At 41.6% G+C, this 25,621-nt stretch carries 23 protein-coding genes and 2 tRNA genes; 12 read left to right on the plus strand and 13 right to left on the minus strand.

The window, feature by feature from the left end:
* Nucleotides 1–6 precede the first annotated feature (6 nt).
* The 5 genes from PQO01_RS12560 to thrC form a co-directional block, all read right to left on the minus strand.
* Nucleotides 7–1,728, minus strand: a complete 1,722-nt coding sequence (locus tag PQO01_RS12560; protein ID WP_274314380.1) for an HlyD family efflux transporter periplasmic adaptor subunit — start codon at nucleotides 1,726–1,728, stop codon at nucleotides 7–9.
* Nucleotides 1,725–3,086 carry a TolC family protein gene (locus tag PQO01_RS12565; protein WP_274314381.1) on the minus strand — a complete coding sequence of 454 codons (1,362 nt, stop codon included), beginning with the start codon at nucleotides 3,084–3,086 and terminating at the stop codon, nucleotides 1,725–1,727. Before PQO01_RS12565 ends, PQO01_RS12560 begins: the two co-directional genes overlap by 4 nt.
* Nucleotides 3,087–3,188: 102 nt before the next feature.
* A complete protein-coding gene (locus PQO01_RS12570) occupies nucleotides 3,189–3,623 on the minus strand; it encodes a hypothetical protein (protein ID WP_274314382.1) in 435 nt (144 codons plus the stop codon).
* Between the two features lie 126 nt (nucleotides 3,624–3,749).
* The gene (locus PQO01_RS12575) at nucleotides 3,750–5,045 is read right to left on the minus strand and encodes a homoserine dehydrogenase (RefSeq protein WP_274314383.1); all 1,296 of its coding nucleotides are present in this window, start codon (nucleotides 5,043–5,045) and stop codon (nucleotides 3,750–3,752) included.
* The gene (gene thrC, locus PQO01_RS12580) at nucleotides 5,046–6,416 is read right to left on the minus strand and encodes a threonine synthase (protein ID WP_274314384.1); all 1,371 of its coding nucleotides are present in this window, start codon (nucleotides 6,414–6,416) and stop codon (nucleotides 5,046–5,048) included. It abuts the gene before it with no gap.
* A 425-nt stretch (nucleotides 6,417–6,841) separates the two neighbouring features.
* Here thrC and PQO01_RS12585 point away from each other — a divergent pair, with 425 nt between their 5' ends.
* Entirely contained in the window at nucleotides 6,842–7,897 is a 1,056-nt protein-coding gene (locus PQO01_RS12585) for a protein kinase domain-containing protein (RefSeq protein WP_274316142.1), read from the plus strand.
* A gap of 127 nt (nucleotides 7,898–8,024) precedes the next feature.
* On the opposite strand, the gene PQO01_RS12590 is transcribed toward PQO01_RS12585, so the two are convergent.
* The 8 genes from PQO01_RS12590 to PQO01_RS12625 form a co-directional block, all read right to left on the minus strand.
* Nucleotides 8,025–10,235, minus strand: a complete 2,211-nt coding sequence (locus PQO01_RS12590; RefSeq protein ID WP_274314385.1) for an NADP-dependent isocitrate dehydrogenase — start codon at nucleotides 10,233–10,235, stop codon at nucleotides 8,025–8,027.
* A 20-nt stretch (nucleotides 10,236–10,255) separates the two neighbouring features.
* The gene (dapB, locus tag PQO01_RS12595; protein WP_274314386.1) at nucleotides 10,256–10,984 is read right to left on the minus strand and encodes a 4-hydroxy-tetrahydrodipicolinate reductase; all 729 of its coding nucleotides are present in this window, start codon (nucleotides 10,982–10,984) and stop codon (nucleotides 10,256–10,258) included.
* 256 nt (nucleotides 10,985–11,240) lie between these two features.
* Nucleotides 11,241–12,812, minus strand: coding sequence for a prenyltransferase/squalene oxidase repeat-containing protein (locus PQO01_RS12600; protein ID WP_274314387.1), 1,572 nt, complete (start codon nucleotides 12,810–12,812; stop codon nucleotides 11,241–11,243).
* A gap of 626 nt (nucleotides 12,813–13,438) precedes the next feature.
* Nucleotides 13,439–13,915 carry an RDD family protein gene (locus tag PQO01_RS12605; RefSeq protein WP_274314388.1) on the minus strand — a complete coding sequence of 159 codons (477 nt, stop codon included), beginning with the start codon at nucleotides 13,913–13,915 and terminating at the stop codon, nucleotides 13,439–13,441.
* Between the two features lie 202 nt (nucleotides 13,916–14,117).
* Nucleotides 14,118–14,495, minus strand: a complete 378-nt coding sequence (locus PQO01_RS12610; RefSeq protein ID WP_274314389.1) for a hypothetical protein — start codon at nucleotides 14,493–14,495, stop codon at nucleotides 14,118–14,120.
* A gap of 217 nt (nucleotides 14,496–14,712) precedes the next feature.
* Nucleotides 14,713–15,798: a type IV pilus twitching motility protein PilT gene (locus PQO01_RS12615; RefSeq protein WP_274314390.1), complete on the minus strand. Its 1,086-nt coding sequence runs from the start codon at nucleotides 15,796–15,798 to the stop codon at nucleotides 14,713–14,715.
* A 128-nt stretch (nucleotides 15,799–15,926) separates the two neighbouring features.
* Complete coding sequence (rplU, locus tag PQO01_RS12620) at nucleotides 15,927–16,232, minus strand: 50S ribosomal protein L21 (RefSeq protein ID WP_274314391.1); 306 nt, start codon at nucleotides 16,230–16,232, stop codon at nucleotides 15,927–15,929.
* Nucleotides 16,233–16,375: 143 nt separating this feature from the next.
* On the minus strand, nucleotides 16,376–19,183 hold the full coding sequence (locus PQO01_RS12625) for an alpha-L-rhamnosidase C-terminal domain-containing protein (protein WP_274314392.1): 2,808 nt from the start codon (nucleotides 19,181–19,183) through the stop codon (nucleotides 16,376–16,378).
* Between the two features lie 211 nt (nucleotides 19,184–19,394).
* Here PQO01_RS12625 and PQO01_RS12630 point away from each other — a divergent pair, with 211 nt between their 5' ends.
* From PQO01_RS12630 to rplL, 11 genes are all read left to right on the plus strand, one after another.
* On the plus strand, nucleotides 19,395–21,074 hold the full coding sequence (locus PQO01_RS12630) for a 30S ribosomal protein S1 (protein WP_274314394.1): 1,680 nt from the start codon (nucleotides 19,395–19,397) through the stop codon (nucleotides 21,072–21,074).
* Nucleotides 21,075–21,148: 74 nt separating this feature from the next.
* Nucleotides 21,149–21,224 (plus strand) — tRNA-Thr (locus tag PQO01_RS12635).
* A 33-nt stretch (nucleotides 21,225–21,257) separates the two neighbouring features.
* Nucleotides 21,258–22,454, plus strand: a complete 1,197-nt coding sequence (tuf, locus tag PQO01_RS12640; protein WP_274314395.1) for an elongation factor Tu — start codon at nucleotides 21,258–21,260, stop codon at nucleotides 22,452–22,454.
* 11 nt (nucleotides 22,455–22,465) lie between these two features.
* Nucleotides 22,466–22,618: a 50S ribosomal protein L33 gene (gene rpmG, locus PQO01_RS12645; RefSeq protein ID WP_274153595.1), complete on the plus strand. Its 153-nt coding sequence runs from the start codon at nucleotides 22,466–22,468 to the stop codon at nucleotides 22,616–22,618.
* A 13-nt stretch (nucleotides 22,619–22,631) separates the two neighbouring features.
* Nucleotides 22,632–22,707, plus strand: a tRNA-Trp gene (locus PQO01_RS12650).
* A 28-nt stretch (nucleotides 22,708–22,735) separates the two neighbouring features.
* Entirely contained in the window at nucleotides 22,736–22,924 is a 189-nt protein-coding gene (gene secE, locus PQO01_RS12655; RefSeq protein ID WP_274314396.1) for a preprotein translocase subunit SecE, read from the plus strand.
* Between the two features lie 48 nt (nucleotides 22,925–22,972).
* Nucleotides 22,973–23,536: a transcription termination/antitermination protein NusG gene (gene nusG / locus PQO01_RS12660; protein WP_274314397.1), complete on the plus strand. Its 564-nt coding sequence runs from the start codon at nucleotides 22,973–22,975 to the stop codon at nucleotides 23,534–23,536.
* 37 nt (nucleotides 23,537–23,573) lie between these two features.
* Complete coding sequence (gene rplK / locus PQO01_RS12665; protein WP_274314399.1) at nucleotides 23,574–23,999, plus strand: 50S ribosomal protein L11; 426 nt, start codon at nucleotides 23,574–23,576, stop codon at nucleotides 23,997–23,999.
* Nucleotides 23,993–24,685: a 50S ribosomal protein L1 gene (gene rplA, locus PQO01_RS12670; RefSeq protein WP_420792930.1), complete on the plus strand. Its 693-nt coding sequence runs from the start codon at nucleotides 23,993–23,995 to the stop codon at nucleotides 24,683–24,685. Before rplK ends, rplA begins: the two co-directional genes overlap by 7 nt.
* Before the next feature lie 2 nt (nucleotides 24,686–24,687).
* Entirely contained in the window at nucleotides 24,688–25,203 is a 516-nt protein-coding gene (rplJ, locus tag PQO01_RS12675; RefSeq protein WP_274314401.1) for a 50S ribosomal protein L10, read from the plus strand.
* A 12-nt stretch (nucleotides 25,204–25,215) separates the two neighbouring features.
* Nucleotides 25,216–25,614, plus strand: a complete 399-nt coding sequence (gene rplL / locus PQO01_RS12680) for a 50S ribosomal protein L7/L12 (RefSeq protein ID WP_274314403.1) — start codon at nucleotides 25,216–25,218, stop codon at nucleotides 25,612–25,614.
* Nucleotides 25,615–25,621: the final 7 nt, after the last annotated feature.

Here is a 25,621-nt window from a genome sequence, read left to right on the forward strand (position 1 = left end):
TATCCCTTAGTGGTTATGCCCGGCATGTGGATCAACTGCTTGGGGAGTCCCGGCTATCAAGGCCAACTGTAGAGCAAAAGCTCCATTAGTAACCATAGCTTCCTCAGGAAGAAGTTCCGAGCCTTCGCCAATGACAGCAACATCATTGTTTTGATAAACGACAATGACTTTTCGGCGGATGAATTTTTCATTCTCTCTTACAAAGACAACTTTATCGGAGCTGTGGTCAATGATGGCTTTTGAGGGTAAAACAATGACGTCTTCAAGTTTTTTGACTGGTACTTTCAAGGTGTACTTTAATCCCTTGCGTAAATTCCAGTTACGATACTTCGTGCCATTCACACTATGTTCACTCAAAATACTATTTTCACTAGGGAGCAATACGAGAGTTCGACCTTGTTCTTGACCTGTGATCTTAGATATTTTTAGATCTTTCAATTCGATAGAACTATTCTTAATTAATGGAGTGGCATCAATTAAGAATTGTTTTTGAATAGCATTGTTGATGAGTCCATATTCAGAGCCCGTGGGTTCTGCAGTCAGTAACATTTTACTGGGGTCAAGAAGTGTAAACAGCACATCGCCACGAGCGACTACTTGACCAGCTTTAATATTGATTTCCTTTAAATCCCATGAATTTTTATTTATAGGAGCCTTTATTTTTATAATGCTTTCCAGGGCACCTAAAGCATAAAGGTTTTCTACATCGGTCAAACTATGACCTTGTTGAAGCAGGCTAGCAATTTCTAGAAAAGATTTCAATGCGCTTGTATTTTTTGTGAAAAAATCGACCAAGTTTTTGTCGACAATTTCTTCGGCAGAGAGTTCACCAATACTCGCAATAACCCAACGGTTTTTTTGTTGCTCTTTAGTCATGAGTGAAAAGATGTTCTCAGAGGACTTAGTCCAAATATTATTCTGTTTTAAAGCATTGAGCCAAAGCCTTGGACTTTGGACTAGTTCTTTACCCTGTTCAATTTTTTGAATTTCAGAGGCACTTAATCCGTGAAGTTTGAGCTTGGCTCTATTGTTCTCGAGTTCTTGTGTTGATTTAGAGATTTCGTAGCGAAGTTCAATGAGGTCTTTTTGTGGTACAATGGAAAGTCCCTCGCTTTCGGTTTTAAAGTCCTTTAATCTGTTAAGTTCACTATTAAGAACTTTCAAATTACGGACAGAAGAACGCAAGGCGGCGATTGAAGTATGGTATTCCTCTGATGCGGGGCGCAGTATATCTTGAACTAAGTTAAGTTGAGGGCGCTTAATGGGGTCGCGAATGATTTCGAGTAAAACGGAGTTAGATTCAATAACTTGGCCTGGTTCAAGAGTAAAGCTTTTTATGCGACCTGCGAGTGGAGCGTAAATAGGTCGAGTATTAAGCGGGTGATCACTCACGAAAGCTGGGATAGGACTGAAAATTGTATAAGTACTGGAATCAATCTCCTCAATTGTAACTTTCATATTTTTCAGGGCTTGTTCAGAGATTTCTTGGCTCTCTTCAGTGGCGCCATGGTCATCGTCACATGTAACATCCTTATGACTGCCGTGATCGTCATGTCCGCCGTGTTCGTCATGATCATCATTACATGTAGCATCGTCATGTCCGCCGTGATCGTCATGATTGTGACCGTCGTGGTTTTTATGAGCTTGGTGGTTCTTGGGTAGAGTGGTTTTGTTATCGCAGGAAAAAAAGATGCCTGCAAAGATAAAAATGATTATGATCTGTTTCATTTTTGAAGTTCCATTTTCTTGATTTTGAGTGTGTCGATATTAGCGTTTGTCGTTTCTTTAAGGGGGATGCCACAGAGTTTTTCCACTTGGATAGTTTTTACCCACGTATTGATCTCTAACTGGACTTCTTGCAGGAGTAGTTCTTGGTGGTCCTTAATCATGTCCATGTAACGCAAGGCATCTATAGTTCCCAATTCTAAGGCGCGTTTGGCATCTTCTAAGTTGGATTTTGAGAGAGGCATGAGGACCTCACGCATGATTTTTAACTTTCGTTGATTTAAGAGTTGTTGTGTATAAGTTTTTTTGAGCTCAGTTATTTTTGCGTTCAAGACTTCTTTATAATTTAATAGTTGCTGTTCACGTTCACTCTGAGCAATTACAATGCTTTGCTGATTGCGATCAAAAATAGGGAGCTCTATGGAGAAAGGTACAGAGTAAGTGCGTTTGCGCTCTCCAACTTCTTGCTCAGCATCAAAGCCTACGCTTAGGTCGGGATATTGTTTAGCTAATTCAAGACGTAGTGTTGCGTCGGCAAGGTGAAAATCCATTTCAGCACGAGCTAAATCGGGATTATTGAGGATGAACTTTTCTTTGAGGGAGTCAAATTTAACTTTCTCTTCGGGGAGCTGAATTGTTTCGAGTTGGACTTGCTCTAAGAGCTTTTCATCAATCACGAGTAATGAAGATAAGTCGGCTAAAGATTGTTTTGACTGACTCATTTGGTCAAACTTATCGAGCTTTAGTTCACCTTGTTGAAGTTTGACTTCAGTAAGGCTCAGCTTGCTAGTTGAACCTAATTCAAAGAGTTTTTTTGTTGCCTTTTGAGTAGTTGTTAATGTCGCTTCAATATCCTTGTGAAGTTGAATAGATTTTTGTGATAAAGCAAAGGAGATATATGATTCTCGTAAACTGAAATAGAGTTCGCGGTGACTCAAAACTTGTTCGTTAAAAGCAGCGAGGGCACTGAGTTCATTGAGTTCATCATTACGACGTAAACGTGGACCTAAAGGAATATTAAAGGCTATTCCCACAAAACCTTGTGTAGAGCTAGAAGTAGTCTCTTCTAGACGTGAACCTTTTGCGGGTCCCGCAGTAATTGTGGGATTGGCCCAAGGTGTTTTTATGTTGGCGACTTCTTGAAGTCCTTGGTATTTTTGACGGATTTGCTGAAGGCGCAAATTATTTTGATTCATGGCTTTTGCGGCTTCAGCAAAAGTGAACGTTTCTTGCTCAATCTTACGGGAACGCTGAGCTTCTATTTCATTTAAAATTTCTTGGGGTTCTAGTTCTATGGGCTTGTAACTTTGACATGAAACGAAAGTTATTAGCACCACTGAGAAGAATAGGTTTTTTTTCATAATTAATACCGATTAATCTTGCATATTGATGGATTAACTCACCAAAGTTTAAGGTGAATACAATGATGTTTAAGCTAAAAAAGCTTAATAGATTAAAGGGGATTAAATAAGTAGCTGAGTAATAGCTATAGTCCGCAATTGCGGAGGAGGGAGACTAGGTTTTGATAGAGGCCAAAACGCTTTTTTTGTGATAAGAGGATAGGTGTGAGTGTCTAAATTGAAGTCAAAGAGACTGAGTGTTTTATAAGAAGAGAAGTCGAGGGAGTGACTACGTAGGTCAGATTCAAAAGACTCAATTTCTGAGTCTGAACAATCATCAGATTTAATTTCTACAAAGGAACATGCGCTATCTTCGCAGGTATTGTGCTCTATGTGTTCACTGCTTTCCTCTTCACAATCACAGGAACCATTAAAGCCAAGTTCGAGCTTGATCTTACCTGAATCAGAGACACAAATTATCGCATTTGCGGGCATCGCACCGACAAAGCTAATCATCAAGCTACAGAGTAGTAATATGAATTTGTGTGTTAGGTTCATGTAGATTTCACTTCTAAGTTTGAACTAATAATAATTCGATTAGCCTCTCGAATCAAATCTTTTGCATGGATTTTTAAGGCTTGCTAGATCAGCTTTCGCTTATGCGAAAGCTGATTCTAAGAATTTCTAAGCTTTAATTGGATAGAGTACAACTTGTTCGTGGACATATTCAGATGCTTGGATTTCCGCTACAGCTTGATTCATGGCTTCTACAGAGACTTCATGAGTTTGAATGACAACGGGTTTTACTCCATCAGCGCTAGCTTCTGATTTTTGATTTACTGAATCCATGGAAATGCCATAGTTCCCCAAAATGAGGGCAACTTTACCGAAAACAGCAGGGCAATCTTCAAGCATTAATCTAAGATAAAAGGGTGAGCTTTGTTCTTCTTGTGAGATGAAAGCAGCTTTGTCACGGAAAATCATTTTTTGCTGCTGGCCAAGAGTGTCATTGCAGAATTGGCTAGCGGCTTCAATTAGATCGGCAAAGACTGAACTTGCAGTTGGTTTTTGACCAGCACCTTGACCGTAAAGCATTCCAGGACCGAGTAAATCTCCTTCGAGCTCGACTGCATTAAATGCACCTTTTACATTGCCAAGCATACTATCTTCGCGAACAAGTGTACATTCCGTTGAAAGAGCAACAGCACCTTTTTCGTTGAGAGTATAGGAGCCAAGAAGTTTAATGCTATAGCCAGATTCTTTGGCATATTGGATGTCGCTTAGACTGATTCCGCGAATACCTTTAATATCAATAGCATCAGTACCAAACCAAGTGCCATAAGCTAAACTTGCGAGGATCGCAGTCTTTTGAGCAGTGTCGTCGCCATCAATATCGAGTGAGGGATCGGCTTCAGCATAACCAAGGTCAGTGGCACCTTGAAGGGCGTCATCAAAAGATTGGTCATTTTCCTGCATTTGAGTGAGGATGTAGTTACATGTACCATTGAGGATACCAGAGATAGAGGTGACGTGATTACCTGCAAGGCTTTCTTTAAGGGCTTTGATAATGGGGATGCCACCTGCCACTGCTGCTTCAAAAAAGATGGCGGTGTTATTTTGTTCAGCTAATTGAAAGAGTTCTTCGCCATGTGCTGCTATCAGAGCTTTATTGGCTGAAACGACTGCTTTACCATTCTCGAGGGCTTTTTTAACGAGATCATAAGCTAAAGTGGTTCCACCAATTAACTCGAGGACAATATCAACATCGGGATTATTGACGACTGAGAAAGTATCAGTTGTTAGGATTGAGCTATCGACTTCGCAGGCGCGTGTCGCATTGAGGTAACGAACTGCAATTCCAGCAATGCTGAGTGAGTAATTATTTCTTTTCGCGAGAAGATCTTTTGTGTCGGCAATGGCGTTAACAAGTCCACTTGCCACTGTGCCTAAGCCCAGGAGGCCAATTTTGATTTCTTTCATCTATGCTTCCTCGAGGGTTTTTACGATGATTGATTTAATTGTTTCGGTGTGTGCATCAGCTACTTGATATTTCATGTCATCCTCGCTGAGTGCATCTAAAATGGGGTGATTGCCAAGAGCTTCACCACAGGCAAGCTTTATTGATTCAGGGAATTTTCCTGAGTGAGCAGTTGCGAGACAAACAATTTGTTCATCTGGTGCCAGTAAGTCTGCTACATAAACGCCTGTCGCCGTGTGCGGGTCTAAGACATAATCATTTTCGTGGCTATACTTTTTGATGGTCGCTAGAGTTGAGTCTGTGTCACAGCGTTTGGCTTCAATGAGGTCACAGCTGATGTCGTAGTGTAGCTCACCATTCGCTTTGAACTCTTCCATGAGTTCTCTAAGTTTATTAGCATCTTGACCACAACTATAGAAAAGGTAACGTTCAAAGTTACTGGCAAGCTGTATGTCCATTGAGGGACTTACGCTGTGGTGTACAGTTCCTTTCTTGTAAATGCCTGTATCAAATGCACGGCAAAGAACATCATTTTCATTTGTAGCTAAATAAAGCTTTTTGATTGGGAGTCCCATTTTTGCAGCTAGGTAACCAGCAAAAATGTCGCCAAAATTACCTGTAGGAATAGAGAAGCTTAATTTGTCTTGATTACTTTCAGTCGCACGGAAATAAGCATAGAAGTAATAAACAGTTTGGGCGAGCAAGCGACCCCAGTTTACTGAGTTCACAGCACCTAGGTCATGTTGCTTTTTAAAGTCGAGTTGATTGAAGATATCCTTCATCATTCCCTGGCAATCGTCAAAACTACCTTCAACGGCAATGTTGTGGATGTTTTTCTGATTGACTGTGCACATTTGCATAGCTTGGATTTTACTAGTGCGATTGTGCGGGTGCATCACAAAGACGTGAACGCGTTCAGAGTCTTTGAGCCCGTAAATGGCCGCACTACCCGTATCGCCAGAAGTTGCGGCGAGGACATTAAGTTTTAAGTCACGCTTTTCTAAAATATAATCAAAGAGGCGGCCTAAAAACTGCAGAGCAATATCCTTGAAAGCAAGTGTTGGCCCGTGAAAGAGCTCTAATATCAAGTTTTTGCCTGCAGGTGCGAGAGGACTCACATCTTCATGACGAAATGAACTATAAGCTTTTTCGATAATTTCTTTAAGGTCATTTTCTGGGATGTCGTTAGCGAAAACTGACATAATTTCGAACGCGAGTTCGGTATAGCTGAGGTCTCTCCAGTTATCGAGTTTATCTGAGAAATCGGGAAGCTCAGTGGGTAAGAATAAACCACCGTCAGGAGCTTGGCCGGTGAGGATGGCATCCATGAATGGGAGCTCATCAGTTTGACCACGTGTACTTCTGTACTTCATCAAAAAATCCTTCTTTGTTCTCGAGCTCAAAAATCGGCTCAAGCTTTTGTAAGTTGTGGGGCCTTAGCTAGCTATCTAATTTGGGCCTAAAAATTAATCTACCTATTCTAAAGAACTATTGTTTTTTTTCCAGTTCAAGTAGGAAACATTCAAACAACTTGCTTAGTTCTGTACATAAGAAAAGAAGATATGCTCAAAAGTCGAAATCATTAAGTGAGAAGTCTTGTGACTTAAGGTCTAGTTCTTGGTCCAAGTTCGATCTAGTTATTTCAGTTCAATTTTAACTATTTCAGTAAATGATTTTAAAAAATTAGCAAAAAACGTATCAGCTGTGAATTCTTTTGGTTATATATTACTAAGGATCATGGTTTTGTGGGGATGTTTTACATTAGATATATACCAAGATACGGAGAAAATTTTTGGTGATGACCCAACAAAAATCAATAGTGTTAGAGAGCCTGAAAAGTGCTTTTGAAGCAAATTTAAATCTGCCAAATTGTGAGCCGACTAATACGAGTGAAACCAGTCGTTTGGATGGTGAACTTATTGATCAAGATACTCTTTTGACAGAGTTGGATTCATTAGAAGAAGAGGCTGTAGAACACCATGCCAATATGCTTTGTCCCTCCTGTAAAGAAACGAGTATATTTAGCTTTCGCTCGATGTTTGAGAAGGTGACTTGTAGCGAATGTCGATCGAGTTTTCGTGTTCCTGTTGGGACTGAAGAATTTATTTACGATAAACACGTTTTGAAGCTTCCTAAGCTTAATATTTTTCGAGCATACAATAAAGAAAATGATTTCTATGGTGAAACCCTTGTCTACGAAAAGTCAGGGTCTCAAGTGTATGATCTTGATGAAATTGTGAATCTTGTTCGAGCCTATTCGCAAATGAACTTAGTGGGCTATGTAAAACCTAAGTATTTTCAGGTGGATGACATGGCTTATTATTTATCGAGACCTCAAGCACCTTATCAGATGCAACTCTATTTAGATAATAATGAAGAGACTTCAAAAAATGAGCTCGCAACTATTCTGGATCAAACAACAGTTATGTTGATCGCCTTAAGCAAAAGAAATGTTTTTGGAGATGTTTTGCCTTCGGACGTTTGTTTAAATAGTGAGGGTAATGTTGAGATCTGCGATTATGGCTTGAGAGAGGCGCTTTGTTCGCAATTGGGAACTCCATTACCTTGTCCATATTTGGCACCTGAAATTATTGGAGGAGGCGAGCGCAATGAAGCTTCTGTAGTGTATTCATTAGGTATTCTTGCGGCTAAGCTTTTTAGTGGTCAAGAGGTATTCCAAGAACTTGATCCATCAGAAGTGAATGCCGAACGAGAAGCTTATATCGAAAATTTTAAAGATACTAAATTGCCGAGTTTTATTAAACTCTTGTTGAATGTAAACCCTAATAAACGCCCCCCGCTTATGCAGGTTCGCGACTTTTTCTTACGCCTTTCTCGACAAAGAAGTAAATAGAGGGGAGATCACTTTAATAGGATCTACTAGTATGAAGAATCCTAAAGATGCTCAACTTATCTCTCTAGGATATAAAAAAGCCCCATGAATAAAATTCACGGGGCTTTTTATTGAAGCGAATTAAGCTCTAGAGGCTAGCGAGTGCAGCGTTGAGTGTTGCGCTTGGGCGCATGGCTTCAGAAGCTTTAGCATCATTTGGCTTAAAGTAGCCGCCGATATCCATAGCTACACCTTGGGCATTATTAAGTTCACTCACAATCGTTTCTTCTTTGTCTGCGAGATCACTTGCGAGGGCCGCAAACTGAGACTTAAGTTCTGCGTCCTTGTCTTGAGCAGCAAGTTCTTGAGCCCAATAAAGAGCGAGGTAGAAGTGACTGCCACGATTGTCGAGTTCATTCACTTTACGTGAAGGAGACTTATCGTTAAGGAGGAACTTAGAGGTTGCTGCATCGAGAGTCTCTGCGAGAACTTGTGCTTTAGCGTTATCAAAGTTAGCTGCTAGGTGCTCGAGAGAAACTGCAGTTGCAAGAAATTCACCAAGTGAGTCCCAACGCAAATGGTTTTCTTTTTCGAATTGTTGAACGTGCTTAGGAGCAGAGCCACCAGCACCAGTTTCGAAGAGGCCACCACCATTCATGAGAGGAACGATAGAGAGCATTTTTGCAGAAGTACCGAGCTCGAGGATTGGGAAAAGGTCAGTAAGGTAGTCACGGAGAACGTTACCAGTTACTGAAATTGTATCTTCGCCAGCTTTAGTTCTTTCGAGTGTGTACTCAGTAGCTTGAACAGGAGCAAGAATTTTAATAGTGAGACCGTTTGTGTCGTGATCGCCGAGGTAAGCTTCAACCTTCTGGATGAGTTGAGCATCGTGAGCACGATTTTCGTCGAGCCAGAAGATAGCAGGTGAACCTGTTGCACGAGCACGGTTAACAGCGAGTTTTACCCAGTCGCGGATAGGTGCATCTTTTACCTGGCACATGCGGAAGATGTCGCCAGCTTCAACAGTTTGCTCGAGAAGAACTGTGCCATCAGCATCAATTGCTGAAACAGTACCAGCTGCAGCCATTTGGAAAGTCTTGTCGTGTGAGCCATACTCTTCTGCTTTTTGAGCCATGAGACCAACGTTAGGAACACTACCCATAGTAGTAGGGTCGAAAGCGCCATTCTTTTTACAGAAATCAATAGTTGCTTGGTAGACACCAGCGTAACAACGATCAGGAATAACGGCTTTTGCGTCTTGTGCATTGCCTTCGGCATTCCACATTTGACCAGAAGTACGGATCATTGCGGGCATTGAAGCGTCGATGATCACGTCTGAAGGAACGTGGAGGTTTGTGATACCGCGATCAGAATCAACCATGGCAAGTGCAGGTGAGTCAGCGTAAACAGCTTCAATTGCCGCTTTAACTTCAGCTTCTTGAGCGTGGCCTGCGATTTTCGCATAAACGTCGCCAAGACCATTCTTTGTATCAACGCCTAGTTCAGCGAAGAGTTCGCCATACTTAGCAAAAACGTCTTTGTAGAAAACTTCTACAACGGCACCGAAAATGATCGGATCAGAAACTTTCATCATAGTAGCTTTCATGTGAAGTGAAAAGAGAATGCCCTGCTCTTTCGCATCGGCAATTTCTTTTGCTACAAAAGACTGAAGTGCAGCCATGTTCATAACTGAGGAGTCGAGGATTTCGCCTTCTTGAAGTCCAAGACCATCTTTTAAAATAGTTTCTGAACCATCAGCGCCGTTGAAAACGATTTTTGCGCTAGTCGCAGCTGGTATAGTTGTTGAAGTCTCACTGCCATAGAAATCTTTTTCACTCATACTTGCAACGTGTGATTTTGAATCAGCTGACCAAGCACCCATGCGGTGAGGGTTAGCTTTGGCATAGTTTTTAACAGCTTTTGGAGCACGACGGTCAGAGTTACCTTCACGTAAAACAGGATTTACTGCCGAACCGAGAACTTTTGCGTAACGAGCTTTAATAGCAGCTTCTTCGTCATTTGCTGGTTCTTCTGGGAAGTCTGGGATATCGTAGCCTTGACCCTGAAGCTCAGCGATTGTTGCTTTGAGCTGAGGGATTGATGCGGAGATATTGGGAAGCTTAATGATATTAGCTTCAGGAGTTTTTGCGAGGTCACCGAGTTCTGCAAGAGCATCACTAATTTTTTGATCAGCAGTGAGCTTCTCTGGGAAGTTGGCAAGAACGCGGCCAGATAGAGAAATGTCGCGAGTTTCAACTTCAACACCAGCTTTGCCAGTGTAGGCTTGGATAATAGGGAGTAGGGAGTGCGTCGCTAAAGCCGGCGCTTCATCAGTTATCGTATAGATAATTTTAGACATGTTAGTTTCCTGTTTTTTATTTAAAGTATGTGTTCTAGACCATAGACCAGTTCTGCACGGTCTTTTATGTGCTTGGCTGCCATGTAGACGCCAGGCATGTAACTAGTGCGTTCAATACTATCGTGACGAATAGTGAGATACTGGCCTGGGGCACCGAGGATAACTTCTTGGGACGCAACAAAGCCAGGCATACGAACAGCGTGAAGTTTAATGCCTTCAAAATCGCCGCCACGAGCACCTTCTACATTAGCTACTTGGTCATTAGTTTTTGGGTTGAATGTTTTGTTATTCTCGCACATGAGTTCCGCGGTTTTTACAGCAGTCCCCGAAGGGAAGTCCACTTTGTTTTCGTGGTGGTACTCAATAATTTCAGCATAGTCATAGTACTCAGCTGCCTTTTGGGCAAACTGTTGCATGAGTACATTGCCAATAATAAAATTGGGAGCGATGAAGCATCCTTTTCCTGTTTCTTTGATCCAAGCTTTAATTTGCTCTAAGTCATCTGGGGTGAAACCAGTGGTTCCAACTACGGCAGCTGCTCCGCCAAAAAGTATGGTGCGTACAGTTTCCATTCTGACTTCGGGGCGAGTGAAATCTACCACTACATCAGCTGGGTTAGAAGCGAGCGAGTCGGCGAGCGAGTCGCCCATATCGATACTTCCAGCAAGAGTTAGATCGTCTTTCGCCTTAACGAAATCAACGACAGTCGCTCCCATTTTTCCCATGGAACCATTAACAGTTACACGCATGGTCTAGTTCCTTAATTAAATTGTATTTCTAAAGTCGCACCCAACACTAAATGTCAATCGCTCTTTGTCAATAACTTATGTATGACACATAAGGGGAATCAAGGGAGTTTTTTGTTGTAAAACGGAATTATTGCATGCAAAGTATTTTTTACATACAATAAGCCCAGCTAGGGAGGTTAGCTAACGGCACGATAATTGAATATTAATTTGATCGAAAAACCTTTGCCGACATAAGCCTAAAGTTAACAGGAAAAAATTAAAAAATATCTATATCCTCTTCTCCGGCAGCTTTCTTAGGCGTAGCGGCCTTTTTATTCCCAGATGATTTTTTGATCACCGAAGATGGGAGGTAGCGGTAATAGACTGTGAGCTGCAGTGCGCAAAGTGTGGTGGAATAAACTTTGTTATCAATCTCGCGCATGGCGTTACGGTCGGTTTCAATACCTTTTGTAGCAGGGCTCAACCAATAACCATCAGGATGTTGATTTTCAATGAGTTGTTTTTGGAAAATTTTATTCCATTTATTCCAATCACTGCCCCCGCGTTGAAAAACAGCTTGAGTTGCGTAATACATCCAGTAGAGGTAGAATCCAGCAGGAGCACTATGCTTGCCATGTTCCTCCCATCTGAGGAGGTTTATATCCTCTTTGACAATGAGATCGCCAAGCCTGCGACATGCAGGGTCATCTTGAGCTCCTAAAAGCTGCATACAGAGAACGCCTACGGCACGCATCGAGGGGTCTCGTTTCCCTTTGTTTTCTAAGCGATAGTAGAAACCTGTTGACGTAGCCGATTTTTTCATGTGTGCTACTGATTTTTCAATGGCTGCGGGGAGTTCGGGTACATCGCAACCAGCTACTTTTGCTGCTTTCATTGACTGCCAGTTCCAGCAGGCATTAGAGAAGTTTGAATCACCTCTGGTTTTATATCCATACATGAAGGCGCCATTTTCATGTTGGTTATTGCAGATGAATCTAATGGTGTTATTCATAGGCGTTTTTAAGTTGAAATTACCAGTCATCGCATAAGCTTCTGATAATGCATAGGCAACAAGAGCGTGTTCATAGACATTTCGCTCCTTTGCGTTTCCTAAAGGGAATGAGCTGGTGCTATTTCCCCATTTTGCGAGGTTCGTTATGCCTTTTGAGACAACTGAACCATAGCGCTTGGATTTACCTGTTTCACCATGAGCGAGATAAGTTAAGATCGCTAAGCTGGTCATGGAGTGGGGGTGGCCATTTCCCCAGGTTCCATCGGGGTTTTGGTTTTTCGCTAGCCAATCGAGGGCTTTGCCAAGTGATTGTTGAGCAACAGCTGAGCCACCATATTTGCGTATGGCGGTAGCTTTGGCATTTGGTGAGCGAGCACTAAACATTTTAGCTGATTGGAGTGGTGAAGTTGAGGGTTTGACGTCAGAAATCAATTCCATGTCATCCATAATGTCTGCTGCAGGTGGCTCGTCACTGATCTCTTCAATTTCGGTCGAGACATCTTCTACTTCGATTGTTTCGGTGACTTCTGGGTTGACGGTTTCGGTCTCGGTTTCCATATCCGGCTCTGGTGGCGGAGGCGGTGGAGGTGGTGGAGGTGGTGGTTCTTCAACAATCTCTTCCATCTTTTGTGTGACTTCAACATTGGCATTACTTGCTTTTGTTTCGCCTTTGAACAAAGAAGCTAACAAAATAAGTAAGATGTGACAGAAGGTAGAAATAACGGGACCAATTAAAGTTTCTTTAAGTTTCGTTTTTCTATATTCTTCTTGTATCCTGAGTAATTCCTCTTGGGAGAGAACCCCAGTGTAATTATCATCTTCAAAATCTTCTGACATTTATGTTTAATCCTAAAGTTGTTTTTACTTATTAGCGATGACTTACAAAACCTTTCAGCTAAAACTAATAATTTGGCGTTTACTTAGCAGTAAATTGTCGTTCGTGAGTCATAATTCTTTTTGTGTTACGCTTAGTGAATAGCGAAAGTATTCATTATATTACGAAATTTTAGCTTTTGTGATATGGCTAATGCTTGAAGTTTTATGAGCATCAGTATGTTTTTTAGTGATATAGCAGTCTTAGTTGATACTTCCTTTTATCCTTGAGTTTTTTATATATACACAGGCCAATGAGAAAAACTGACACTTGATAACAGAAAAAATTCTATTTCTTTATGTGTGAACTCTCTATAATTATTGTAGTGCCTTATTTATTTATGACAGAAAGATATTTAAATTTTCATTAAAGCCTCGTTCTTTGGGGGTCTATCATATCCTTTAATACGACAGAGTAGTTGATTCTTGACTCTTATTTTGAGAAATTTTAAAATACTTTAAGCTTTCTGTGTAAACAAAAGAAAAACGGGAGTCTTTGCCCTAGGGGTAAGGATCATCAATTTGTGAATTTCCAGAACGTAAAAAGCCCAATCACTTAATGATTGGGCTTTATGAAAAAAACTTCTAGTTTAGCGCGTTAGAACAACCTTTGTTTTTGATAGGCGGTCATGCCAGCCTTTTGTTCCGTCGGCATAGAGAAAGCTGAAGGATTCAAAGGGGATGAAGCGGCAAAAGGTTCTAAGCAGGATGGTTCCTGCTTTTGGTTTATTGCCTTCTAAATCTACGACTTTGGTTCCTAAAATCATTTTGCCAACAGTTTTACCTAAAAGTATTTCTTGTGGGAAATAATATGAAGTGACAAGGAAAAGGCCGAATAAGAAGTTCGGTATGGGTTGAGAAATGGTCTCGAGTACTTGCATGGAGTCGGTCATTGCGAGTATTACCCCAAGGATAGCTCCAAACATAACTGAATAGATAAGATAAAAAACGGTGTCTAGAATCAGGGTGAGAAAACGCTTGCCTTGCGGGGCTAGCTGAAACTCTTCTTCAGATATATCGACTTCAAGTTCGGTTTGCGGTGCTTCGTATATATTGCTCTGTTCCATAGTGGCTCTCCTGTGACTAATTATTAACTCCTGCATAGGTTCTTTAAGATCTTAGATAATCAATATATGTCCAGTGCTAAAATGAGGGAGAAGAGATTTAGCTATGGTTTTTCTTGTTAGAAATATCAAATTAACTTATGAGCTAACTTTAAAGGGGTCTTGTTAGCTTTGAAAATTTTTGAATTAGAGGCGTGTCGAAAGCTTAAGTGTTTTTAGGCTTAAGGTTCTCTAAATCTAATGTTGTTTTGCAATGACCGCATTGTTCTGTCTTGAGTTGATTTAAGTCTTCCGATTTTTTATAAGATGCAATGAGGGAGATTGGCGTGTCGCAGGAGGCACAGTTAAGGGCGTATTTTTTCATGGCAATTTTTTTGAATACAAATAGATAGACGGGATATAGTAGCCATAGACCCAACAAAAAACGTTCATTCATGTTGGAGTCAGCGCCTACATATTTCCCTTTATTAAGGATGAAAAAGGTGATGAAAACAATTGAAAAAATCACCAACTTAAAGTTGATGATCGCTCTTTCGCGAGCTTGGTGATTTTGATTTCGGAGAAATTCTATTTCGCTTATCATTTTGAACCTAGGAAGTTTGTTATTTGTGGCAGATAATTAGCTCCTAAATATGAAATGGTCAATCACTTATAATGGATAAAGCACTTATACATAATGAGTGTAGGCTAATCGTTTGATCTTGTCGCTAAATATGAGTTCCCAATTCATGGCTTTAATGAATCTGTTCATCATACTTGGCGACAGTCAAAGAGTTGTTCAAATGTCTTAAGCAGGCTTTTTAATCCGCAGAAAGGAAAATGCCTTTGAGGTTCATTTGCAGTGCTTCTGGGTTGTTTGCGAATCCCATGGCAGCTTCTTCGGTGATATCGCCAGAGTTGACGAGTTGTAGAAGGCGTTGGTCAAATGTAAACATGCCATATTCACTACCTTTAGAGATGGCACCAGAAATTTGGTCTACTTTATCGTCGAGGATGAGTTTTTTGATGAAGGCAGTGTTTATCATGACTTCATTACAAGGGATCATTCCTCGGCCTGAGGCGCGGGGGACAAGGCGTTGGCAGACAATAGCGGCAACATTTTCTGCGAGAGATTTACGCAGGGCTTCACGTGCAGTGGCAGGGAAGGTGTCAAGTAAGCGGTTGATTGATTGGCCAGCGTTGGCTGTGTGTAATGTGGATATAACCATGTGGCCAGTATCGGCGGCATGAAGAGCGGATTCAATTGAGGTGACGTCTCGCATCTCACCAACAACAATTACGTCTGGGTCTTGGCGCAAAGCGTATTTTAAAGCGGCTTCGAATGAGACTGTGTCAATACCAACTTCCCTTTGTTCAAAGATGCAGTTTTTGTCTTTGAAGTTGTATTCGATGGGGTCTTCAACAGTTATGATGTGACGATTCATATTGGTGTTCATGTGTTCGAGCATACAGGCCATTGTTGTCGATTTACCTGAGCCAGTCGTACCCGTTACGAGTATGATACCTCGTTCGTATTCGGCAATTTTTAAAATGATTTCGGGGAGGCCTAGGGCTTCAAGAGGGGGCACATCACTTTTTACGTGACGAAAGGTCATGGAGAGGAGGCCACGTTGGCGGTGGATGTTGGCACGGAAGCGTCCAGCATTATCTTCGTCAAAAGCGAAATCGGCATCACCTGTTTCAAGATAGAGGTCTAGGACTTTCTGACCAGCGATTTCAACAATGGCAGAACTAAGGAATTCATAGTCGGGTACGAATCCGTCAGAAATTTCGTAAAGGCCGCCATGGACTCGAAGTGCAATGGGGCTGTTCTCACGTATGTGCCAGTCAGAGGCGCCTTCCTGAACACCCGTTACGAGTACAGAGTTTAGTTTTGACGTAGGCATGGTTTTTACTCCTAAGGTAATTGTAAAAAATAATGATATGTAAAAATTACCGCTTAGAGCTTAAGTTTAAAAACAAAAAAGCCGAGTTTACCTAAGTAAACACGGCTTTTTTAGCAAGGTTCAATGCCTTAGGCGTTGATACCAGTGATTTTCACTTCTGTAAACCACTGACGGTGACCTTGAGTCTTCTTATATCTTTTACGACGTTTCTTCTTAAAGACGATAAGTTTTTTACCTTTAGCTTCATCAACAACTTCAGCGTTTACGCTTGCGCCATCAACTAATGGTGTTCCAAATTTAGCGTCGTCTCCGCCGATGGCGAGAACTTTATCGAAAGTATATGCAGCGCCTTCAGCTTTGAGGCGTTCTACGCGGATGACATCACCTTCACGAACGGTGTATTGTTTACCGCCTGTCTCAATAATTGCGTACATCTTAAAATTCCTTAAAAAATTATATTTAGTCTAGTTACAGTTAAATCGGGACTGTCTTCTGACAAAAGAGTGCTGAATATAGTGCAGAGTCAATTCCTTGCAAGTACTTATTGTTACTTTATTGGATAAGAATATGCTAGATCCTAATTTCTGCCAATAATACTTATATTCTCACTGAGGTGAAAAGATGAATTATCGGCAATTTCCTGTTTGAGTTGTGGGATCATGTCAACAGGATATGCTGATTCAATAGTAACGTCTATCCCGCCTTCAGGGTTTTTGAGCCACTCAACTTTTATGTGTCCGTGGATAGTTTTTATACGAGCGCGAGCCCAGTCTTGTTTATCGATGATCGGATTGAAGTAAATTTGTTCGTATCCTGGTGCGGCAGGGCGAATTCCGGCAACTTCATTGATGAAAAACTGTGCTGGACCAGAGCCAATGGCATGGCAGAGGCTGGTGTTTTCTTTTGAGAAATCTAGATCTGGATCATAGAATTCCGGCCAGGTGCTCAATTCCTTGTCTACCATCGAGCCCCAGTAGTATTTGATGAGATCGTAAGCCCAAGATCTTAGGTTGATATTAGTGGCTGCTTGGGTGACGATGTCGAAGAGGTAGGGTGATTTGTCGTGTAAAAACTCGAGTTTAAGGAAAGGAGCTTCTTGAATGGTGGCTTGCACTAAGAAGTCATTAATCGAGCTGCTTGGGATGATGCCAGCGTTCATTGCTAAGAAGTTGCATTCTGCAGAGTATGTATTGCTAAGTTGACCATTGGAGCTCCAGTCCGCGAAAAGATGCTTGTCTTTATTCCAGCAAAGTGAGCGAAGTTTCTTGCTTATGAATAGCATTTTTTCTTGGGTTTTCTCTTGGTCTTCTTTAAGTTCAAGGAATGAGTAGACCCAAGATGTGGCAGAGAGCATCCTGAGGTATAGGCAATTGAATGAAGTGAATATGGTGTTGGGTGTCATTGGGGCGTCGTCAGGGATTTGTGAAGAAAGGATGGCGACGCTGCCTGTAAGTAGTTTGTCTTCGTTTTCGAAAAAGCAGTAGTAGTTAACGATTTCCTTTAAAGTAGGTAGAAGTATTTCGGCTGTTTCGGTGTCGTTTGTGTGGAGTAGGTATTGTTGTAGCCATATTACCCAGTACATGCTGGATTCACCGACGGTGTATAAGTAGGAGCTCGGGTAAACAGAGGGTAGCTCTCCGGTCTCGTATTGTCCTCGTGAAAATTCTATAAGTGAGGTTTTGGCCTGTTCGTATTGTCCGGTTGCGGTCATGGAATAAATGGATTGTAGTGCAGAGTCACGAAGGAATTGAGCTCGTCTTCCGGTTGGTGAATCCATGTAGCTATATTCTGAGCATGAATTTAGCGTACTTAACGAGCGCTTCCAGACTTCATTTATGTTTGTGTCGGGGCCTTCGAAATTAGTGCCTGTGGATTCTGCTTTTTGTAAAGCAAGTAATTGGACGTCGTTTATGTTGATGTCAAAATTGGCGGCTGATAAAATGAATACATAGCGTAGGCCGACAGGAAAGAAATCTTCCCAGTTATTTCTGCCAGCCTTTAGCTTCACATGCACTGCTCTACGGCCGTGGAGTGGGTGTAGAGAGCGTGGGATGCCGTCGTTGAAGCTCTCTGCAAAAACTAAAAAGATATCGCTATCTTGTGGCGTGTCGATAGAGAGCTTGACGCAGCCTGAGCGAATTTGTTCTAAATCGTAGCAAAGGTATTGGTTTGGAGCAAGGGTAATTGTTTTTGAGCCGTCTTCAATAAAAGATTCAGCCTTGTAGGTGCAGGCTTGTAGAAATATTGAGATATCAGAAAAGGAGTTAAGTGGCGCAGGAGTGAAATCTAAGAGGTTGAAATTTAATGAGCCAGCTAGATTAGTGAAAGGGATGTTGAGAGGGCCGGCTAATAAATGACCGCGTTCAGAGTTTTCGTCCCTTTGTATATGGGGTATTGCTTCACCTAAAGAGAGGCTAATGAAGTTAAGTGCTAGGCGTTGACTGTGTTGATCACAATAAGAGAGGATGCGTAGTGAATTCCAGCCTTGTTTAAGAGTGGCGGCACACATGGGGTGTAGGTCGCCACGTTCCATGGAGGACATTTCTTGGTGCCAGCTGGGGTCCGCGTCGTTGATAAAGGTTTGTGTTCCTTGTTCATTGATAAGGAAGCCGTTTACGAAGATCTTGAAAGCACTATCAGAAAAGGTGAGGATCTCGGTTTTGACTTCTTCTTCAATATAGAAGTAGGAAGTAGCGACGTAGGCGCCTGGTTTGGTGTAAATCGATGTGAAGTCAACGTGCATAGAGGGGAGGACTTGATCGTAGAGGCCGAGTGCACGGATTTTAGGAAATGGGGTGGAGGAACTTTCTCGTAGATTTTGACTAAATGGATTGAATTGACTAGCTTCGGCTTTGTGGAGTAGTAAAGCTTGATGGTTAATGTCGGATTTGCCAGAAAAGAACTCTTGTAGATTGTGAGCGCGGAGGTCGAATGATTGCACGGGAAGGGCGCCTGAAGATCGGCGTGGAGCGGCGTCAATAATGTGTTCGGCGGGGCCTGCTTTCCAGTCGGGTCCGGTGGCAAAGTGTTCATTCTCATCGATGAGTATTTGGGCCCAGAAACCCTTTGGCATTTTTGGGCGACTGTAGAGGGATAGGTCTGGGGCACTGGCAAGTACAGTGATGTTGTTACGTCCTGATTGGAGTAAGAAAGTTATGTCTAGGTAGTTAATACTATATAAATCGCCGTTGCCAGCGTGTGGGCCATAAGTGAGGTGCATGCCGTTAACGTAGATATGTGCAAATTCTCCTGCAGCAAACCAGAAGTCAGCCGACATTGGTATTTGCTTTAAATAAAACTCGTAGCTTAAGACGCACTTATTTGATGCGTCAGATTCCCAAATCCAGCTTCCTTCGAAATTTTTGGGGTAGGGGGTAAGTTTCATAGACACTCCAAGATTGTTAATTGTAGCTCAATATACTGTTTGAGGAAAAATATAAATCCTTGAAAATAAAGATTTTTTAAGAAAATCACTTGAACAACAAGTAAACTTATGTATTTTTCCCGTCCTTTTGCCGGATACTCCGGTATTAAGAGATATTGTTAACTATTAAACCCAACGAAGGTTAGTAAGTTTTGATCTTCGAGAATCGTATATGGAATTCATAAACATTGATAATATGCCAAGCATGGAAGAATTGTTTGGCTCAGTAGAGACTAGCACTAAAAATTACCAAGAAGGTAAACTTATCAAAGGCGTAGTCGTTGATAAGAGAGATAATGGTGCATTAATTGACATCAACTATAAAGCAGAAGGTTTTGTTCCTTCAGACGAGTTTAAAGACTGGGATGCTTTAAAAGTAGGTGACGAGCTAGAGGTGTATCTCGAAGCTCTAGAAGATGAAAATAGCATGCCAGAAATTTCTGTTGCCCGTGCAGAGCTTGAGAAAGCTTGGTCTAACCTCCTCGAGAATACTAACGAAGGTGACCTTATTAAAGGTCTAGTTAAGTACCGTGTTAAAGGTGGTTTAATTGTTGATGTTGGTGTAGAGGCTTTCCTCCCAGGTTCACATATCGATATTGGTCCAGTTCGCAATTTAGATGATTTCCTCAATCAAGAGTACGAATTTAAAGTACTTAAGATTAACCAAGATAAAAATAACATCATTATTTCACGTCGTGAACTTCTTGAAGAAGCACGTGAAGAGCAAAAAGATGCACTTCTTAAAGTGATCAAAATTGGTGATATTCTTCCTGGTACAGTTAAAAACATTACAGACTTCGGTGCTTTCGTTGACTTAAACGGAATGGATGGCCTTCTTCATATCACTGATATGAGCTGGGGTCGTATTGCTCACCCATCAGAGATGCTCGCTATTGGCGACACAACTGAAGTAATGATCCTTGACATCGACGAAGAGAAGAAGCGTGTTTCTTTAGGTCTTAAGCAGAAGAGCTCAGATCCATGGAAAGATATCGCTGGTCGTTACCCACTCGGTAAAAAGATCTCTGGTAAAGTTGTTAACATCATGCCTTACGGCGCATTCATCGAGTTAGAAGATGGTATCGAAGGTCTTATCCACGTTAGTGAGATGAGTTGGACTAAGCGTATTACTCGCGCTAGTGATGTTCTAATGATTGGTGAAGAAGTAGAAGCTATCATCTTGGACATCCAAGAAGATACAAGAAAAATTTCACTTGGTCTCCGTCAGACACAAGATAACCCTTGGGAAGTAATCGCAAAGGATTACCCAATTGGTTCAATTGTTAAAGGTAAAGTTCGCAACCTCACTACTTACGGTGCGTTTGTTGAAATTAAAGACGATATCGATGGTATGATTCATATCTCTGATATGTCTTGGACTAAGAAAGTTAATAATCCAGCTGAAGTTCTTAAGAAGGGTGACGAAGTTGAGGCAAAAGTTCTCGATATCGATCCTAACGAACAGCGCATCTCTCTTGGTATCAAGCAACTTGGTTCTGATCCTTGGGATGATATTGAATCTGTATTCCAGATCAATTCAACTACTAAAGGTATCGTAACTAAAATTACTGCATACGGTGCTTTTGTTGAACTTGACAATCAGATTGATGGCTTGATTCACATTACTCAACTTAGCGATAGCAAAGTAGAGAAAGTAAAAGATGTAATCAGCGTTGGTCAAGAAGTTGAAGCAAAGGTTATTAAGATTGATCAGGACGAGCGCCGTATCGGCTTAAGTCTAAGATCTAAGCCAGTTAGAGTTCCTGTTCAGCAAACTGAGACACAGGGTAACTTCGGTGGCGTTGGTGACATCTTTGATTCAGCTTTAGAAGGCCTTGATTCAGATAAGTAAAATAAATTAATATATAAATTGAGTGGACCGTTTGCAAAAAATTTGCAATCAAGTATTATTGGTTCGCTCAATAAGCCTTCGTAGCTCAGTTGGTAGAGCGCATCCTTGGTAAGGATGAGGTCGGCGGTTCAAATCCGCTCGAAGGCTCCACTTGAAAAAAACATTAGGTAAGGAAAACTTATAATGGCTAAAGAAACATTCGAAAGAACAAAGCCACACCTTAATATTGGTACAATTGGTCACGTTGACCATGGTAAAACAACTTTAACTGCTGCTATCTGCACTGTCCTTGCTCACGCAGGTGGTGGTGAAGCTAAGGATTACGCAGCTATCGATAACGCTCCAGAAGAGAAGGCTCGTGGTATCACTATCAACACTTCTCACGTTGAGTACGAAACTGCAAACCGTCACTATGCACACGTTGACTGTCCAGGTCACGCTGACTATGTTAAAAACATGATCACTGGTGCCGCACAAATGGACGGCGCTATCCTAGTAATCGCTGCAACAGATGGTCCTATGGCTCAGACTCGTGAGCACATCCTTCTTGCACGTCAGGTTGGTGTACCTTACATCGTAGTATTCGTTAACAAAGCTGACCAAGTTGATTACGACGAAGAGATGCTTGAGCTCGTAGAAATGGAAGTTCGTGAACTTCTTTCTGAGTACAAATTCCCTGGTGATGATCTCCCAGTAATTCCTGGTTCTGCTCTTAAAGCACTTGAGTCTGCTGACTCAACTTCTGATGACGCAAAATGCATCATGGACCTAATGGCTGCTGTTGATGAATACATCCAAGAGCCAGAGCGCGCTGCTGACAAGCCTTTCCTTATGCCAATTGAAGACGTGTTCTCAATTGAAGGTCGTGGTACTGTTGTTACTGGCCGTGTAGAGCGTGGTATCATCAAAGTGAATGACACTGCTGACATCGTTGGTCTTGCTGACACTACTCAAACTACTATTACTGGTATCGAAATGTTCCGTAAGCTTCTCGACGAAGGTCGTGCAGGTGAAAACGTTGGTGCACTTCTTCGTGGTATCAAGAAAGAAGATGTACAGCGCGGTCAGATCCTTTGTAAGCCTGGTTCAGTGACTCCTCACACAAAATTCGAAGGTCAAGTATATATCCTCTCTAAAGACGAGGGTGGCCGTCATAAGCCTTTCTTCGCTGGTTACCGTCCTCAGTTCTACTTCAGAACAACTGACGTAACAGGTGTTATCAATCTCGAAGAAGGTCGCGACATGGTTATGCCTGGTGATGACCTCACAATTACAGCTGAGCTCATCCAGCCTATCGCTATGGAAGAGCAGCTTCGTTTCGCTATCCGTGAAGGTGGTAGAACTGTTGGCGCAGGTGCTGTTACAAAAATCATCGAATAGGTCGGTATACAATGGCACGCGAAATTGTAACTCTACAGTGTACTGAAACTGGCGAGAGAACTTACTCAACTACTAAGAACAAGACCAATACTCCTGGTCGTCTTGAGAAGAAGAAGTTTAATCCCAAAGTACGCAGACACACACTGTATAGAGAGACCAAGTAAAAATCAAAACTGCAGGAGAGTAGCTCAGCTGGTAGAGCATCGGTCTCCAAAACCGAGGGTCGCAGGTTCGAACCCTGTCTCTCTTGCCAGTTTTTTTAAGTTAATCTGAGGAATAAAATGTCTAATCCAATTAGAAAAGTAAGTAAGTATACAATCGACGTCGTTGAAGAGCTCAAGCGCTGTTCATGGCCTGGTAAGTCAGAGTTAGTTCAATCTAGCATCCTGGTTCTTATTACATGTATTTTGCTCGCAATATTTGTTCAGTTTGCTGATCAGATTCTTCAGACGCTTATTGAATCAATCTAAACCGTCTTTTTCATCGGTAACTTAGGTAATAAAGGAATCATATAAAAAATGGAAAAGCTCGGTCAATGGTATACACTGCAAGCTCTCTCTGGAAAAGAAAATAAAGCTCGTCAAGACTTGGAACGTCGTATTGAACAAGATTCAATGCAAGATTCAGTCTTAGAGGTTTTACTTCCAACCGAGAAAGTTACTACAGTGCGCCAGGGTAAGAAAATTACCCAAAATAGAAAGTTCTATCCCGGTTACCTATTTGTCAATGTTGACCTAATTGACGAAAACGGGATTATGAAAGAAGATGTCTGGCATTTTGTCAAAGATACATACGGCATTATAAACTTCCTAGGTGGAGATAATCCAGTAGCTCTTTCTGATGAAGAGATACAAGATATCAAGCGTCAGCTTGAGAAAACCGAAGATGTGGCTAAGCCGAAAATTGAATACACTGTTGGTGAGATCATCAAAATTAAGGAAGGTCCATTCGAAAGCTTCGAAGGGACCGTTACTGAAGTTGATATCGAGCGCGGCAAGCTTCAGGTATCTGTTGTAATATTTGGTCGTTCAACTCCAGTAGAAGTTGAATATGATCAAGTAGAAAAAAATGACTTCGACTAGGTCCATTAGTCAATTTATTATCTGTTAAGGGAAGGATATGGCTAAAAAAGTAAAAGGATACATAAGACTCCAAATTCCAGCTGGTAAGGCGAACCCGGCTCCGCCAGTGGGACCTGCGCTTGGTGCACAGGGTGTGAACATTATGGAATTCTGTAAAGCATTTAACGCTCAAACTCAGAGCGAAGCAGGAATGATTATTCCTGTTGTGATTACAGTTTTTCAAGATCGTTCTTTCACATTCATCACCAAATCGCCTCCCGCTCCTGTACTTATTAAAAAGTACGCTGGCTTAGCTTCCGGTTCACAAAAACCTGGCACTGGATTTGTAGGAAAAATCTCTGTAGATCAACTCAAAGAAATCTACGAGATCAAGAAGAAAGATATGAAAGCTAACACAGAAGAAGCAGCCATTAGAATGCTAGAAGGCACTTGCCGCAGCATGGGTGTGGAGGTTGTATCATGAAGCGTTCAAAACTTTATAATGCAAGACTCGAAAAAGTAGATATCAACAAAGCTTACAACTTTAAAGAAGCATTTGAGACTCTCAAATCACTTCCAGCTGTAAAATTTGATGAATCAGTTGATATCGCTTTCAAATTGGGTATTGATACCAGACAACCAGAACAGAACGTTCGTGGAGCTCTTTCGCTTCCTAACGGTACTGGTAAAAACGTAACAGTTGTAGTTATCGCAGACGGTAATAGCGCAGACGAAGCAAAAGCTGCTGGTGCTGACTATGCTGGTTTCGACGATATGGTTGCGAAAATTAAAGATGGTTGGTTAGACTTTGACGTTCTTATTGCTACTCCTGCAGCAATGAGTAAAGTACGTACTTTAGGTCGTGTTTTAGGCCCACGTGGTTTAATGCCGAATCCTAAGACGGGTACAGTTACAGATGATGTAGCTGCAGCTGTTAAAGCATCTAAAGGTGGTCGTGTTGAGTACCGTGCAGACAAAGGTGGAGCTACTCACGTTCTCGTTGGAAAACTTTCCTTCGATGCAGAAAAGCTTACTGAAAATGCACAAGCAATTGTTGACGCAATCGTTAAAGCTCGCCCATCAGCTACAAAAGGCACTTACGTAGTAAGCTGCAGTGTAAGTAGCACAATGAGCCCTGGTCTAAAAATTGATCTTAAGGACTTAGCGTAACCATGAGACAAGAAAAAACTATTCTAGTTGACCATATCCAAACTATTTTGGATGAGTCTAATAATTTCTTTCTTATCTCGTATATGGGACTTAATGTTTCACAACTCGAAGAACTCAAGATTGAGTTAAAAGGAAGTGAAGCAACTCTCCAGGTTCATAAAAATACGCTCATTAAGAAAGCCGCTGAAGGAAAACCTTACAGTGAACTTACTAATTTAGAACTAACTGGTGGCACAGCAATCGTATGTGGTTCAGGAGAACCCGCTGATGTAGCCAAAACTATCAAAAAGTTTGCTAAAGACAACGAAGCCGTATCATTCAAGGCAGCTTTTGTAGATGGTGAAGTATTAGATGCAGACACATCCCTATCAGTAGCGGATATGCTCACTAAAGATCAAGCCCGTGCTCAATTGCTCGGTCTTCTTAATCAAGTGCCTACAAGCCTTGTTAGAGTTCTTGATCAGAAAGCAGCTAGTATTGTATACGTTCTTAACGCAATTGTCGAAAAAAATAAATAAAGGATTAATAAAATGTCTGAAGTTGTATTATCAGAAGCACATGAAGCTCTCGTTTCTTCTATCGAAGGAATGACAGTACTCGAACTTACTAACCTCGTTAAAGCTCTTGAAGATCGCCTCGGCGTATCTGCAGCTGCTCCTGTTGCTGTTGCAGCAGCTGGTGCTGGTGCTGCTCCTGCAGAAGCTGCAGAAGAAAAGACTGAGTTTGACGTAGTACTTGCAGCATACCCTGCTGACAAGAAAATCGCTGTAATTAAAGTTGTACGCGCTGCAACTGGTCTTGGTCTTAAAGACGCAAAAGATCTAGTTGAAGGTGCTCCTAAGACTCTTAAAGAAGCTGCAGCTAAAGATGAAGCTGACAAAATCAAAAAAGATCTTGAGGAAGCAGGTGCAACTGTTGAACTTAAATAATTTAAGT

This window comes from Lentisphaera marina (assembly GCF_028745505.1).
In the GTDB taxonomy this organism is placed as follows: Bacteria; Verrucomicrobiota; Lentisphaeria; order Lentisphaerales; family Lentisphaeraceae; genus Lentisphaera; species Lentisphaera marina.

Coding starts and splice junctions, on each gene's coding strand:
- PQO01_RS12560 (WP_274314380.1), bottom strand. CDS start 1,728: ATGAAACAGATCATAATCATTTTTATCTTTGCAGGCATCTTTTTTTCC.
- PQO01_RS12565 (WP_274314381.1), bottom strand. CDS start 3,086: ATGAAAAAAAACCTATTCTTCTCAGTGGTGCTAATAACTTTCGTTTCA.
- PQO01_RS12570 (WP_274314382.1), bottom strand. CDS start 3,623: ATGAACCTAACACACAAATTCATATTACTACTCTGTAGCTTGATGATT.
- PQO01_RS12575 (WP_274314383.1), bottom strand. CDS start 5,045: ATGAAAGAAATCAAAATTGGCCTCCTGGGCTTAGGCACAGTGGCAAGT.
- thrC (WP_274314384.1), bottom strand. CDS start 6,416: ATGAAGTACAGAAGTACACGTGGTCAAACTGATGAGCTCCCATTCATG.
- PQO01_RS12585 (WP_274316142.1), top strand. CDS start 6,842: ATGACCCAACAAAAATCAATAGTGTTAGAGAGCCTGAAAAGTGCTTTT.
- PQO01_RS12590 (WP_274314385.1), bottom strand. CDS start 10,235: ATGTCTAAAATTATCTATACGATAACTGATGAAGCGCCGGCTTTAGCG.
- dapB (WP_274314386.1), bottom strand. CDS start 10,984: ATGCGTGTAACTGTTAATGGTTCCATGGGAAAAATGGGAGCGACTGTC.
- PQO01_RS12600 (WP_274314387.1), bottom strand. CDS start 12,812: ATGTCAGAAGATTTTGAAGATGATAATTACACTGGGGTTCTCTCCCAA.
- PQO01_RS12605 (WP_274314388.1), bottom strand. CDS start 13,915: ATGGAACAGAGCAATATATACGAAGCACCGCAAACCGAACTTGAAGTC.
- PQO01_RS12610 (WP_274314389.1), bottom strand. CDS start 14,495: ATGATAAGCGAAATAGAATTTCTCCGAAATCAAAATCACCAAGCTCGC.
- PQO01_RS12615 (WP_274314390.1), bottom strand. CDS start 15,798: ATGCCTACGTCAAAACTAAACTCTGTACTCGTAACGGGTGTTCAGGAA.
- rplU (WP_274314391.1), bottom strand. CDS start 16,232: ATGTACGCAATTATTGAGACAGGCGGTAAACAATACACCGTTCGTGAA.
- PQO01_RS12625 (WP_274314392.1), bottom strand. CDS start 19,183: ATGAAACTTACCCCCTACCCCAAAAATTTCGAAGGAAGCTGGATTTGG.
- PQO01_RS12630 (WP_274314394.1), top strand. CDS start 19,395: ATGGAATTCATAAACATTGATAATATGCCAAGCATGGAAGAATTGTTT.
- tuf (WP_274314395.1), top strand. CDS start 21,258: ATGGCTAAAGAAACATTCGAAAGAACAAAGCCACACCTTAATATTGGT.
- rpmG (WP_274153595.1), top strand. CDS start 22,466: ATGGCACGCGAAATTGTAACTCTACAGTGTACTGAAACTGGCGAGAGA.
- secE (WP_274314396.1), top strand. CDS start 22,736: ATGTCTAATCCAATTAGAAAAGTAAGTAAGTATACAATCGACGTCGTT.
- nusG (WP_274314397.1), top strand. CDS start 22,973: ATGGAAAAGCTCGGTCAATGGTATACACTGCAAGCTCTCTCTGGAAAA.
- rplK (WP_274314399.1), top strand. CDS start 23,574: ATGGCTAAAAAAGTAAAAGGATACATAAGACTCCAAATTCCAGCTGGT.
- rplJ (WP_274314401.1), top strand. CDS start 24,688: ATGAGACAAGAAAAAACTATTCTAGTTGACCATATCCAAACTATTTTG.
- rplL (WP_274314403.1), top strand. CDS start 25,216: ATGTCTGAAGTTGTATTATCAGAAGCACATGAAGCTCTCGTTTCTTCT.